Source organism: Neorhizobium sp. P12A (assembly GCF_008365395.1).
Taxonomy (GTDB): Bacteria; Pseudomonadota; Alphaproteobacteria; order Rhizobiales; family Rhizobiaceae; genus Rhizobium.
In genome coordinates this window covers 1-13,444 of record NZ_QOVX01000047.1, presented here as the reverse complement: position 1 = coordinate 13,444, position 13,444 = coordinate 1, and the positions used below count along the sequence as shown (strand labels likewise).

Sequence of the window (13,444 nt, the reverse complement as noted above, 5' to 3'; positions counted from 1 at the left end):
TGCCGAATAGCCGGCCATCAGCGGAATGGCCGAGAGGCCGACGACGCTGCTGACGTTTGCGATCGTGCCGGAGCGGCGCGCCACGAACTGCGGCGTGAAGGCGCGCAGGACACGCAGTGTGCCAAAGTAATTCGTGCGCATGTCGTCTTCGATCGTGCTCCAGTCGCTGTCGGCGTAGTTACCGAAGGCGAGCGTGCCGGCGTTGTTGACGAGTATGTCGACATCCGGAGCGGCGGCTGCGGCGGCGGCGACCGACGTATCGCTGGTGATGTCGAGAGCCAGCGGGACGACGCGCGCGTCGTCAAAAGAAGGAAGGGCTTTCGGATCGCGTGCGGTGGCGTAGACCTTCGCCGCGCCGGCTTTGAGCATTTCCTTGACTGTTGCTGCGCCAATGCCGCGATTGGCACCGGTCACCAGCACTACTTTGTTCGAGATGGTCACGATTTTCTCCTCATGACTGCATTGGATTTGGCGAGGTTCTGGGGTCCCTGGGACGAAACAGAGGGAGCTTGGTCGAGATCGGGAAAACAGGAAGGGATGTCGGCGCTCTACGAGAGCGTGATCGCCTCGAGATCGAGCCGGAAGATTGACGGCGCTCTCAGAAGCGTTTGGTCGTTCGCGTCACGGAAGACGACGCGGCGATGGGTCGGGAAGATGAAGCCATTGATGCTTTTGTGGTCGAAGGTGTAGTGCGAAGCCGGGCCCTTGCTGACATCGGGCGTGTAGTCGTTGCGCACGAGATGGCCGGCATCGTTGAAGTAGAAGCGCTGTTCCTTACAATGGACTTCGATATTGTCTGGGAAGGTGACCTTCAGCACCTGCCAGCGCTCGCCGTGTTCTTCGTGCGGCGCAATTTCCTCGCAACGGACACCGTCGCTTGCGAGCAGGAACGGCATGGTCAGGTAGTTGGTAAGTGCATAGCCGATGAAGTAAAAGAACTGCAGCTCATTCCAGGGGGACTGGCGGTCGTAGCCCTCGAAGGTCCTGCGCGGCTCGTCGAGCTTCGAAATCTCGACGCCGGCGTCGGTCTCGATCCGCACCTTTCCCTCTTCGTAGATGCCGCGGCAACCGGGCGCAGGGAAGGGGGCGATCGCGGCGCGTTGTCGTTTTGCGTCGACTTTTACCAGCGCGGCGCGCAGGCCGTGCGGTTGCTTCTTCAGTTCGAGTGCTGCGCCGCGCAACGTCAACAGGAAGTCGATGTGGTTCACGCGGCGCCAGTTTTCCAGCCCGCCGTGCGCATCGAGAACTTTTTCTAGAAGGTCGCTCATTTCACGCGTTGTCCTTTGGCCCAGCGTCGACGAGGGCCAAACCGGTCATCGCCGTACGCTCTGAGAGTAAACGATGTCGTTTACTGCCTTCGAAGTAAACGACATCGTTTACTTCGTCAACGGGACTCGCTATAAAAAACGAGAAACTCAAACGAGGATGTAAATTGCACCAGGACCTGGAGATCGAGGGAAAGAAGCTCGAAATCGTCAAATATGCCTTCGACCGGTTTTACGAAGGTGGTTTCCGCGCGACGAGCATGGAAGCTGCATTGGGCGGCAGTGGCATCTCCAAACGCACGCTCTACAAATACTTTGCATCGAAGGAAGATCTGATCGAGGCCGTCCTGCGTCTCTATGGCGAGCACGTCGTCGATGAAATGTTCGGTCCGGTCGCAGCCATTGAAGATCCTCGCGAGCAGATCGTCGAGTTCTTCAACGTGAACAAGGTCGAAGGGCGTATGCTGACGCGCGGATGCCTCGGAATGAAGGCTGCCCAGGAATATGCCGGGAAAAACGGCCGAATTGTTGAGTTCGGGCGTTATGCAAGTTCACGCGGCGAGGCCAAATTCCTCGAGCTGTGCCGGCTGGCAGATTTTGCCGAGCCGGAACGTTTAGCGAAGCGGCTCAATCTGATCTTCCAGGGCGCTTTGGTGCTTTCACATGCCTCGGGTGAGACGTCCTCGTTCATTTCGGCGAGAGACGCTGCTGTGGCTATTTTGGAACAAGCAGCGACGCATTGACAACGCAATGGGGAAGAAATCACAGCAGTCGGAGATTTCACAAGTTCGGCACAACAACATAAGGCACTATGTTCATCGCCTTATATGACGAATGACAGTGGTGCGTTGGTTCGAATCGATTGTCTAATCGCCTGTATGAGGTCAAGCGGATTTTATACGATGTATTTCGTTGCCGTGCTTCAAGCTATGCATCACGGCATCTTTTCACATTTATTGGTTTCGCATCGCTATTCCCGCAAATTCGTCCGGCGCCGTGAGCACGGTTGTCTCCGCGGTCGACACGCGGTCGCCGCATGAGGGGTTTTCGCGGGCGGGTCTTCCTATGTTCAAGACGCAGTCTTCACGAGCTGCGACGGATTCGACGGAATGACCCCCCACGTCTACAGCAGGGACGCCCAGTATCTCAATCGGGTTGAGGCACTGAGGCAGGTAGGCCGGCTTTTCGCCTATGCGGTAGATTGAACGCTTGCCCGGTTTTGAGCATCCTATGCATGATGACAGCAAGTTTTCGCGCCACGGCAACCGCGGCACGCTAGAAGCCCAGCCGCTCACGCAGCTTCAGCCCCCAGATTTTGAGACTGCATTCGGTCCTGGCAGTGGTTCTTGTTAAGAGGACGGTTGCCGCCTCATAAAGTAACCCCCGCAGCCGACCGTCACCGCGTCGTGAGATATGGCCATCATAGTCGATTTCACCTGACTGATAGCGCCGCGTCGTCAGCCCGAGCCAAGCGCCGACAGAGCGCGAGGTGGGGAAGTTTTCCGGATCCTCGATGGCGGCAATGTACGAGACGGCCGTGACGGCACCAACATCTGGAATCGTCATCAGGAGCTTCGTAGCCCGGCTCTGTCTGGAAGCTGCGAGCAACTGATGATCAAGATTGGCTGCGCGCTTACGTATGTCGCGCCATGCATCGAGCAGGGGCAATATCACAGCTGCCAGGCCGCTATTCCCATTCAGAAGCTCTCTCACATTGGCATCAAATACCCGGCCTTCCCCTTTGGGCACGATGAGACCAAACGTTCTCAGGTGCGAAGAAGGCGGTCTCAACTCTGGCTGCGATTGAGCTGACGCTCATTCGCGGCATCTGTCGAAAACTAATTCTTCAAGATATTGCTTGGGATAAAGATCTGATAGTTCCAGATCAACAAGCCTACACCTTCCGCGCCGAAGGCTAAATTTCAAGCGCTGACACCTCTTGTGGCGCTTCGAAGCCCATGGCGACGTCGCCATTGCAAAAAATCTCGACGAGGAGCGCAGCTATGTGCCGGGAGCCTCCTCGGTTTTGACTTCGAAACGAGACAATTTTGCTGATCCGAACGCAGTGGTAAGTGCCACGTCGGTCGCGTCACGACCGGTCGCCATCAGAATGCGCCCGATGCGCGGCGTGTTATGCCTGGCATCGACCGTATGCCAATGCCCTCCCAAATAGACTTCAAACCAAGCACTGAAATCCATCGGATTAGGGTCCTTTGGCACGCCGATATCGCCAAGATAGCCGGTGCAGTAACGGGCCGGTACGTTCATGCAGCGGCAGAGCGTTATGGCGAGGTGCGCAAAGTCGCGGCAGACGCCGACGCGGTCCGTGTATCCCCCAGAAGCTGTCCGAAGCGGATCCGCTTTTTTATAATCAAACTTGATGTGGTTGTGCGCAAAGTCGAGGATTGTCCTCACCCGTGGCCATCCAAGAGGGGTGGAGGAAAATCGCTTCCAGGCGAAGTCAGCCAGAAGATCGGTATCGCAGTAGCGGCTGCCAAGAAGATAGACCAGGACGTCGTCGGGCAGATCCTTAATCTCATGCTGAAAGGCGTTTTGCGGAATGGGATCCGGCAGACCGCCGTCGTAGATTTCGAACTCGGTCGTAATTGTCGTGAGCCCCGCTGGCGCGACTATTCGGCTACAAGCATTGCCGAAGCCGTCGATATATCCCCATGCCTCGATCGGTCGGTCGAAACTCAAGGTTTGCTCGGTCAAGAGATCCGCGCGCCTGGACGGATGAATATTGAGGACGAGCAACATTGGGGTCGGTCGTTCGCACTCATACCCAAGATGAAAGCCGGCACGGATCTTCATGATAAAATTCCTTCGCGAGCGCGAATTGCCGTGAGAATTGGTTATGCGGCAAACGCCGGGAAAGGCAATGCGTTCCGATCAGCTGAGCGCGGATATGATACTATCATCCGTGGTGACATTGACCTGGACGGACATCCCGTCGTAGTCAGCCGCTGTTCCGTCGTAACTTCCCCACAGAGGCACCGCCTGCTTCGGATCGCGCGCCACCCCGACACGGATCAGATCGCGGTTGCCGACGATACCGTTGGTCGGGTCGAACTCCGCCCAACCGGCGCCGGGCAAATAGATCTGGCACCACGCATGGGTGGAACCGCCGCCGAGGGTGGTCGATCCGTCTCGGTTTGGAACGTAGATATAGCCGGTGACGAACCTGGCCGCGAACCCGAGTGATCTGGCGGCCTCCATCATCAGAAGCGCAAAGTCGCGGCATGTCCCTCGACGAAGCTTCAGCGTCTCGGTCGGCGCTTGCGTTCCGTGCTCGTGTCGTCGGGAATAGATGAAACCGTCGTGGACGGCATAGCACATCGTCATCAGTAGATGAGCGGTGTCAGTGGACTGCCCGATCCGCACGAATTGCCGCGCCCATTTGCTAACCTGATCATCCGGGTCAGCATAATGGCGCTGCATGGTTCGCTCCAAGTCAAGCGCTTCGTCTGCGTCGTATGAAAAAGGATAGGTCAAAGCCTGCTCATCGATCTGCAGATCGATTGCGACATGAGCTGTATGGTCAAGGCGAATGACGGTCTCGAAGCGGAGCTCATTTGAGGGCTGAGCAAAGCCGATCACCGCGACACAATTGCCAAACACGTCGTGGATCCAGCGAATGTATTTTGGTCCCGGGTCAATCATCAGGCGGGAACTGAGCAGCGTCTGATCGAAACTGTCCCTTGGTCTGAAAAGCAATTTGTGCTCTCCGAACTCGACCGGCCGCTTATATCGATAGGACGTGATGTGTCGGACGGAAAAAATGGTCATCGATCACCGATGCGGGTTGTGAGGTCCAAGCCGAACCATCACCTTTATCACTCATAGAGGGCACATGCTTCGTTACTTCGTTTGCCTTGGCAACTGAAGTTGCGTTGGCAATGTCTGCAAAACCTCTTCCACCATACGGATGCCGTGGAGGTCGTGCTGGGGTCCCTCAATCGCCGCGAAGAAGCGCACTCGCAATCCGCCTTTGGTACGGTATCTGACAATCAACTAATTATTGCGAGACAGAAGAACCCGGTGGCGTGCTCTTACGCTCTCAACCGACATTTCGGCGAAATCCAAGCGAGGTCTATCCCAGCATACCGCCACAGTAATGCGACGGCACCTTGCGAAATGGTCCGTGCCGTTTACCGTGTCAAATTCCAGACCGCGTTCCCGTTGGTCGCCCGGTCGTCCAGATCACCTACGGACTGCTGTCTCCCGTCGTCTCTCTTCCTGATCGATACGAGGTTCGCCACCTGGCGTTCATGGTCCGCAATATCCCACCGGCGCAGCCTTGGCTCTACAGAAAGATGAAGTAGGTGGCGGATATTCAGAGACACCCCGCCCGAATTCGATCGCCTCTCTTGCTCGTCGTTGTGGAAGAAATGCCTCCGGCTTGCCCTAAGCCGCCATTTCGATCCTGCGACGATCATGCATTTTTGCCCGGAGGCCAATTTTGATCAAAATCTAATCAAAGGGGTAACCTGATCTGAAAGCCGGGTTGGTAGAGAGAGTTTCCCTTCGAGAAGTAACGTCATGATCCTTGAATTGCGGAATGCCATTCTTGAAATGATTGCCCGAGGGGAACCACTGGCAGCCACGATCGAATACCTTTGCCTCAAGGTCGAGGCCATCGTTCCGCGGATCACCGCGTCTGTTCTGTCGTTTGACGGGAGGCATCTGCACACACTCGCTGGCCCCTCACTCCCATCTGATTATTCTGCAGCGGTCAGCAACCTTGAGGCCGGTCCTCTAGCGGGCTCATGCGGGACGGCTGCCTATACCGGCGTTCCCGTGATTGTGACCGACATCGAGACCGATCCTCGTTGGCATGACTTCAAGGCCTTGGCCTTGCCGCTTGGTTTCAAGGCGTGCTGGTCGAGCCCGATCAGGAGTGGCGAGAGGGTGGTTGGCACATTCGCCTTCTACTATCGGGAACACAGCGGTCCGAGTGCTCTGGAACAGAAGGTCGTCGAAGCTTGTGTCCACCTGTGCTCTATCGCCATTGATCGAGAAGAACGCGTGCTGGAACGTCAACGACTGACATACAGGGATGCATTGACGGGGCTATCGAACCGTGCGCGTTTCGACCAGGTTCTAGCAGAAGAGCTGCCTCGATCCGATGGCGGCTGGGGCATTCTGCTGGCAGACATCGACAACTTGAAACTGGTGAACGACACATTCGGACACGCGGCGGGCGACGCTTTGATACAGGTTGTCGCAGATCGGATATCGGCGGCGGTCGGTCGGGAAAACGCGTTCAGACTAGGTGGAGACGAGTTTGCCATCATTCTGTCTGGCGATGAAGATCTCGATTTAAAGATCAAGGCAAATGATATCGTCGCAGCACTGTCTTCTGCTTCAACATGCGACGGGCATGTCGTTTTTCCTGCTGCGACCATTGGCGGCGCGCTGGCGGAGACCGACGGCAACGCTAACCAGACCCGTCAAAATGCCGATGTGGCACTCTATCATGCGAAGGAGCACAACCGCGGCAGGTTTGTGCAATACTATCGCGGCCTGGGCACGGCGCTGACCCGGCGATTCAGAGCGGTTCGGGACGTTGGCGTCGCCCTTTCAGAAGATCGGATCGACGCTCACTATCAGCCGATCGTGCGTCTCGACACCCGCGAGGTTGTCGGCTTCGAGGCCCTCTGTCGAATGACGACGCCGTCCGGCGAGATCATCGCCGCCACCCATTTCCAAGAAGCGATGAAAGACGCGCATATTGCCTCCGAGTTGACCCACCGGATGTTACTGCGGGTAGCAGGGGACATCCGCAACTGGCTCGACAGAGGCCTTCCGCTCCAACACGTGGGGATTAACCTCTCCGCCGCAGATTTTCGTGGTGGCAATGTCCGAGACAGGCTGTGCGAGATTTTCGGAGAGGCCGGCGTCCCCCTCGAGCACATTATCCTCGAAGTGACGGAATCGGTCTACCTTGGTCAACGGGACCACGTCGTAGCTGACGAAATAAGGGCGCTTCGGTCCGAAGGGTTGCGGGTTGCGCTCGATGACTTTGGGACCGGCTATGCGTCTTTAACTCATCTGCTCACCGTGCCCGTCGATATCATCAAGATCGACAAGTCCTTCACCGATCGCCTGGTGCCGGGCGACGCGGGCATTTTCATTGTGGAAGGCATCATGGGGATAGCTCGAAACCTGGGGATCCGAGTTGTCGCGGAGGGGATTGAGACAGAATCCCAAGCAGATCAATTGGGTAAGCTGGGTTGCAAGCTCGGACAGGGGTATCTGTTTTCGAAGGCAGTGGATCGCGCGGTCGCGGCAGTCATCTTAGAAGAGCATGGGCAACGGATGACCAAAGGCGAGGTTCACGCAAGAGCCTCCTAGACGGTCGACATTGAGCGGCAAAACGGAACGTCCACAGAGTCGGACCGGCACCGAACATTTTGAAATGACGTTTGATACTAAAATCACTTTGTGTAGGGCAGAAGATGCAAAAAAGGATTCGGGTCAATCAACTAAGGGTGGGAATGTATGTCGAGGATGTTGAGATCGGCGGAAAAGCTGGAGCACAAAGGTTTACCCCTTTTTTGATTTCGTCGCCCAGTCAAGTTGAGCGGATGATGGCAAGTCACGTGATGACTGTCGTCATCGATATCGTCAAAGGGGTCGATATCCATCCATCCACGCGGTTCCTTGCGGCGAGCGGCCGGGCCGGGTTCGATGCCAAGCTTCTTGCCATGTTCGCGGCAAGCGACATCAGGCAAGCGAGGCAATGTATCGAGGAGACAAAACCTCATATTCGCCGCGTACTCGCTGATGCGCGGATCAAGGCCTCATTTGACAGCGAGGCGGCAAGCTCCGCGGTCGAGCGGATCATGTCGACGGCCTTCAACAACGCCGGTGCGTTGATCGCAGTCGCGAAACTGAAAGAAAAGGATGAGGTAACGTTTCTCCATTCCCTGGCCGTCAGTGCATTGATGATCACGTTCGGGCGCTTCCTCGGTCACAGAGAAGAGGATGTACGGGTATTTGGACTTGGCGGCTTGGTCCATGATCTTGGAAAAATGGCGCTCCCCGACGCGATTTTGACGAAATCCGGTAAATTGACGGCCGAGGAAATGGATCTCGTTCGCAGACATCCTCAGTTGGGATACGAGCTCGTGTCATCTGTCGAGCATACACCCCGGGAGGTTCTCGACATCTGCCGTTACCACCATGAGAAGTATGACGGTACGGGCTATCTTGGCCGGCTTGCGGGAAAGACGATTCCTTACTCGGCTCGGATCGCGGCCATCTGCGACGTCTACGATGCGTTGACGACGATCAGACCGTACAAGCAGGCCTTTTCTCAAGCGGAGGCGATTAACATGATGATGACTTCGCCAGGCCACTTCGATAGCCACCTGCTATCGGCTTTCGTGTCGAAAATGGTGATCGGTGGACCGCTTCGCTAGGGCTGCCCGTTGCTGGCCAAAGCATCATATCGCGCAAAAAAAGTGCGCAGATAGCGACACCGCAGGACTTTCGATCCCTTCAACCTCTTCAGAATTCTTCCCAACTATCGCCCGCCGGGGCTGCGGAGCCATGCGCCTTGGTGACGCGGGATATCAGGTGCAGGGCAGGGGAGCTGGCGGGCCTTTGGTGCGCGCTGACCGGCGTGGGGCGGGAGACCATGGTCTGGCCGCCGACGTGGAACTGGGATAGCAGGGCGCGCAGCTCCTCGGCCTCTGCCGTCAGCTTATGGCTTGCAGCGGTGCTTTCCTCGACCATGGCGGCGTTTTGCTGCGTCGCCTGATCCATCGAATTGACGGCGTGGTTGATCTCCTTGAGCCCGGTCGCCTGCTCCTTCGAAGCATCGACGATCGCTGAGACATTCAAATTGATATCGCCGACTTGAACGACGATTTCTTCCAGCGCCTTGCCGGTCTGCCCGACCAGATCCACGCCGTTCTTGACCAATTGGCTTGAGGTTGTGATCAGCGCCTTGATCTCCTTGGCGGCGCTTGCAGAGCGCTGCGCCAATTCGCGAACCTCCTGGGCGACGACCGCAAAGCCCTTGCCCGCTTCGCCGGCACGAGCGGCCTCGACGCCGGCATTCAGCGCCAAAAGGTTCGTCTGGAAGGCGATATCATCGATGACGCCGATGATGCTGCTGATCTCCCGGGAAGATTGCTCGATCTGATCCATGGCGGCGACGGCATTGCGCACGACGCTGCCCGATTGTTCGGCGCCCTGCTTGGTTTTGGCGACCAGCCGTCCGGCCTCGTCGGCGCGCAGGCTGGAATCGTTGACGGTCGTCGTTATCTCCTCGAGCGCTGCAGCGGTTTCCTCGACCGATGCAGCCTGCTGTTCGGTGCGCTTGGAGAAGGCGTCGGCCGCTGCGCCGACTTCCTTCGCGCCGGCTGCAATCGCGTTTGAATTGCCGGCAATGGTGCGCATGGCGGAGGACAGCCTCTCGATGGCTCCGTTGAAGTCATGCCGTAGCTGCTCCATGGAGGGGACGAAGGGCTTGTCGAGCGATTGCGTCAGGTCGCCATCGGCCAGCGCCTTCATGCTGGTCCCGAGCGAGGCGATGGCGCTCATGCGCTCGGTCACGTCGGTCGCAAATTTTACGACCTTGAAGACCTTGCCGTTGGCGTCGACGATGGGATTATAGGCCGCCTGAATCCAGATCTCGCGGCCGCCCTTGCCGTATCGGACGAATTCGTTGGCGATAAACTCCCCGGCACCAAGACGCCGCCAGAAGTTCGCGTACTCATCGGTGCGCGTGTAGGCCTGGTCGCAGAAGATGCTGTGATGCTTGCCGACGATCTCCGCGAGGCTATAGCCCATAGCCTTGCAGAAATTCTCGTTGGCGGTCAGGATTTCGCCGTTCGGCTTGAATTCGATGACGGCCTGCGAGCGGGACAGGGCGTCCAGCTTGCCGGAATCCTCGATCGCCTTTGTCTTTACGGCGGTAATGTCGGACGCAAATTTTACGACCTTGAACGGCTTGCCGCCACGACAGACCGGGTTGTAGGACGCCTGGATCCAGATCTCCCGGCCACCTTTCGCAAGGCGCTTATAGTTGGTGGCTTCGTGTTCGCCGCGCCCGAGCCGCGCCCAGAAGTCCCGGTATTCCTGGCTTGCCGTATATGCGGGATCGCAGAAGATGCTGTGATGCTTGCCGACGATTTCGCTCAGCTGATATCCCATGGCGTTGCAGAAGTTTTCGTTTGCCGTGAGGATATTGCCCTTCAGGTCGAATTCGATGATCGCCTGGGATTTCGATATGGCATCCAGAATGTATTTCGCGTTCGATGTTCTTCCGAAGGCAAGCATGATTCCCCTCCAATGCTCGACCAAAGACGTTGCAGAAGATCAGGTGGCCCACATCATCGGGACTGCTACGCGAAGCGAAGAGAATTCATTTCCCTGGGTGATCGGCCCTGGATATCGCGGAATCCGTATCGACCGTTTTCCTGACCGGTCCGCGGGTTTCCTTCGATACCAAGTGCAGATCTTTTCTCGTGTAGGGTTGTCGCTGCACGACCACATTGAGACGACATCGTTAATTATTATTATATTACGAAAATCTAATGTAATAAAAAGTGCAGTGTGACGGCTCTAATGGCCGTATCCTGCGCGGTTAGATTTCATGAAGGCGGAGTAGGCACTATCTTCAGCCACCTGAGATTGTTTCCGTTTCAGGTCATTGTTTCCCACATATTTTTTCCTTCGGTCAAAAATGTGCACCCAAGGCGGTCGCATCCTCCACAAGCCGCCTAACCACGTTTCAGCGCTTTTCGAATGAAGGAGTTTTAAGGCGGTGCAGGAATATTCTGACCTATGGCTGAGAATGAGCGATGGCGCTGAAATTCTGGAAAAAACGGCCTTAGTCTTCCAGCCTTCGGCTGGAAAGACAGCACCCATCGGACGACATTGGCAGGTTAGGACGATGCGAAATCCGGCTATCGCCGCTAACCCAGCGTGCTCGGCCAGCGGGCGTTGGGCGGTTCTCAGATCTGCGGGGCGACAGAATGCGTCGAGGGGCGCACAGAACAAGTCGTATGAGTGCATATCTCAGCAACCTGATCGCCATTAAGGTTTTCGGCAATCGGCAAGATCGAAACCCGCCTTAACCTTTTTGGAGCAGACATGTTGCCCTTCGATCTGGTAATCAAGAACGGTCGAATAGTCTCCGAAACGTCGGATTTCGTTGGCGATGTGGCCATCAACGGCGAAACGATTGTCGCACTAGGTCATAATCTCTCGGGAACTTCGGAAATTAACGCGAGCGGCAAGCTGGTAATTCCCGGTGCCATCGATGGCCACGTGCATATGCGCACGGAGCGTCCGAAGTTTGCCTACGACGAAACATTCGCCACAGGATCGGTCGCTGCAGCCTTCGGAGGCACTACCACGATGATCGATCAGATCCAGGCCGACCCTGGAATTCGCCTCGGAGACGCATTGCGTGATCGCCGCAGTCTTGGTGAAGGGGAAAGCTGCATCGATTTCTCGTTTCATATGAACATCCGGGAGGAAAGTCAGCAAAGGCTGGATGAGATTGCGGATGTGATCGATCAGGGCATCACCAGCTTTAAATGGTTTATGGCCATACCGGGCTGGGGAATCTCGGATGAATTCCTGATGAAGGGGATGCTGACCGTTGGCGACGCAGGCGCGCTGTCGATCGTGCATGCCGAAAACCAAGGTGTCCTGAATGCTATGCGCTGGCGTACCCCGAGGCGCGACATTTCGCGATTCACCGACAATTATCCCGCGTCCGCTGAGGCGGCCGCTATTGCTCTTGCTCTGTCCATGGCGGAAGTCGCCAATTGTCGAACCTTGGTTTTCCACAATACTTGCACGCAGGGCGTAGATGCAATCCGCAGAGCCAAAGCTCGCGGCGTCAAGGCCTTCGGGGAAGTCTGTCTTGCTTGGCTGACGCATAACGATGAAGTCTTCGCCGGCGACCCGATTGCCGCAATTCCGTTCCTTCTCACACCGCCCATACGCACTGCCTCCGATCAAAGAGCGCTCTGGGAAGGCCTTCGATCGGGAGACCTGGATATCGTCTCCACGGATCATGCCCTGATGCGCCGGGTTCCCGAAGAGCGTGCGTTGGAGTTGGCGGAGTATTTTGGCCTCTCCATAAACGTGCCCCCACCGAATGAAAACACGCCGCGCGACGCGGAAGGAAACCGGCTGATGCCGCTTTTGACGCCAGGCGGCATTGAAACGCGGCTGCCACTTGTCTTTTCCCTCGGCGTTGCCACCGGCCGCATCAGCTTGCATCGCTGGGTGCAGATCTGCTCGTCGCAGCCAGCAAGGCTTTTCGATCTGGATCGAAAGGGGCAGATCCTTCCAGGCTTCGACGCCGATATCGTAATCTTCGACCCTCATGCCGAGCGAACCTACTCGGTCAACAATCTCCACTCGAATACAGACTACTCCGTTTGGGAAGGCTGGAATTGCCGAGGTGTCGTCGGAAAGACCCTGGTCCGCGGAAAGCTCGTTGTTGATGGGAACCGTTTTGTTGCCACCAGGGATCACGGCAAGTTCATCTCCCGCAAAATCGGAAGGCCCTCTTACTCGATATCTCAAGAGGCGAGCCTCTCATAACTCGCACGAAAGGATGCAGTATGCCGCAATATCCCGACAAGCTCGATCCCGCAGCCCTCTTGGCACTGCCTCGGGATTTCGTCGGTTATGGAAGACACACTCCTGATCCGAAATGGCCCGGTGGTATTTCGGTCGCCGTCAATCTCGTGATCAACTATGAGGAGGGGGCGGAATATTCGCTGCTCGACGGAGACGGCCGCAACGACGCTTGGGGCGAGTACAGCTACGAAATTCCCTCCACGGTACGCGATCTTGGCACAGAAGCCGCGATGGAGTTCGGCAGCAGGGTGGGTGCCTGGCGGCTGGCAAGGATTCTTGATGACCGCGGTGTCAAAGCGACCATAAGTGCCTGTGCATTGGCCTTGGAACGCAACCGAGAATACGCTGACTGGATCCGCGAGGGCGGCCATGACGTTATCGGCCATGGCTGGCGCTGGACAGAGGATTCAAGGCTGGCGCGGGAAGAAGAAAAGCAGTTAGGTCCTGTTGACAAAGTATGGCAACCATATCTTCGCTGCGGCCAACGCAAGGAATGCAGAGAAGGATTTCCGGGTCTTGTCGTATCTGGTTGCCACACGGCGGAACTGCTTGAGCCGGTT

Annotated in this window: 9 protein-coding genes and 3 pseudogenes; 5 read left to right on the top strand and 7 right to left on the bottom strand. The window is 56.8% G+C overall.

From position 1 onward, the window contains the following. Together DTW90_RS36325 and DTW90_RS36320 are read right to left on the bottom strand one after the other, a co-directional pair. Positions 1 to 441, bottom strand: a 441-nt coding sequence (locus tag DTW90_RS36325) for an SDR family NAD(P)-dependent oxidoreductase (RefSeq protein WP_210251471.1), incomplete at its 3' end; no start/stop codon positions are given. Positions 442 to 548: 107 nt separating this feature from the next. Beyond that, complete coding sequence (locus DTW90_RS36320; RefSeq protein ID WP_149344937.1) at positions 549 to 1,268, bottom strand: hypothetical protein; 720 nt, start codon at positions 1,266 to 1,268, stop codon at positions 549 to 551. A gap of 164 nt (positions 1,269 to 1,432) precedes the next feature. On the opposite strand from DTW90_RS36320, the gene DTW90_RS36315 reads away from it, so the two are divergent. Then, positions 1,433 to 2,008, top strand: a complete 576-nt coding sequence (locus DTW90_RS36315; protein ID WP_188080190.1) for a TetR/AcrR family transcriptional regulator — start codon at positions 1,433 to 1,435, stop codon at positions 2,006 to 2,008. Between the two features lie 403 nt (positions 2,009 to 2,411). Here the strand turns inward: DTW90_RS36315 and DTW90_RS36310 are convergent. The 3 genes and pseudogenes from DTW90_RS36310 to DTW90_RS36300 form a co-directional block, all read right to left on the bottom strand. Beyond that, a pseudogene (locus DTW90_RS36310) lies at positions 2,412 to 3,035 on the bottom strand (transposase); the annotation flags it as partial. 231 nt (positions 3,036 to 3,266) lie between these two features. Further along, positions 3,267 to 4,079: a transglutaminase family protein gene (locus DTW90_RS36305; protein ID WP_149344933.1), complete on the bottom strand. Its 813-nt coding sequence runs from the start codon at positions 4,077 to 4,079 to the stop codon at positions 3,267 to 3,269. A 78-nt stretch (positions 4,080 to 4,157) separates the two neighbouring features. Next, complete coding sequence (locus DTW90_RS36300) at positions 4,158 to 5,054, bottom strand: transglutaminase family protein (protein ID WP_149344932.1); 897 nt, start codon at positions 5,052 to 5,054, stop codon at positions 4,158 to 4,160. A 383-nt stretch (positions 5,055 to 5,437) separates the two neighbouring features. Between DTW90_RS36300 and DTW90_RS37995 the strand changes: the two are divergent. From DTW90_RS37995 to DTW90_RS36285, 3 genes and pseudogenes are all read left to right on the top strand, one after another. Further along, positions 5,438 to 5,590 (top strand): annotated as a pseudogene (locus DTW90_RS37995) (SAM-dependent methyltransferase); the annotation flags it as partial. A 217-nt stretch (positions 5,591 to 5,807) separates the two neighbouring features. Continuing rightward, the gene (locus tag DTW90_RS36290) at positions 5,808 to 7,622 is read left to right on the top strand and encodes an EAL domain-containing protein (protein WP_149344930.1); all 1,815 of its coding nucleotides are present in this window, start codon (positions 5,808 to 5,810) and stop codon (positions 7,620 to 7,622) included. Positions 7,623 to 7,726: 104 nt separating this feature from the next. Then, positions 7,727 to 8,692 (top strand): HD-GYP domain-containing protein, encoded by a 966-nt coding sequence (locus DTW90_RS36285; RefSeq protein WP_149344939.1) that lies wholly within the window; start codon positions 7,727 to 7,729, stop codon positions 8,690 to 8,692. An 88-nt stretch (positions 8,693 to 8,780) separates the two neighbouring features. On the opposite strand, the gene DTW90_RS36280 is transcribed toward DTW90_RS36285, so the two are convergent. Then, a complete protein-coding gene (locus tag DTW90_RS36280; RefSeq protein ID WP_149344928.1) occupies positions 8,781 to 10,559 on the bottom strand; it encodes a methyl-accepting chemotaxis protein in 1,779 nt (592 codons plus the stop codon). 816 nt (positions 10,560 to 11,375) lie between these two features. Between DTW90_RS36280 and DTW90_RS36275 the strand changes: the two genes are divergently transcribed. After that, positions 11,376 to 12,845: an amidohydrolase family protein gene (locus tag DTW90_RS36275; RefSeq protein ID WP_149344926.1), complete on the top strand. Its 1,470-nt coding sequence runs from the start codon at positions 11,376 to 11,378 to the stop codon at positions 12,843 to 12,845. 476 nt (positions 12,846 to 13,321) lie between these two features. On the opposite strand, the pseudogene DTW90_RS37990 reads toward DTW90_RS36275, so the two are convergent. After that, a pseudogene (locus tag DTW90_RS37990) lies at positions 13,322 to 13,444 on the bottom strand (IS5/IS1182 family transposase); the annotation flags it as partial.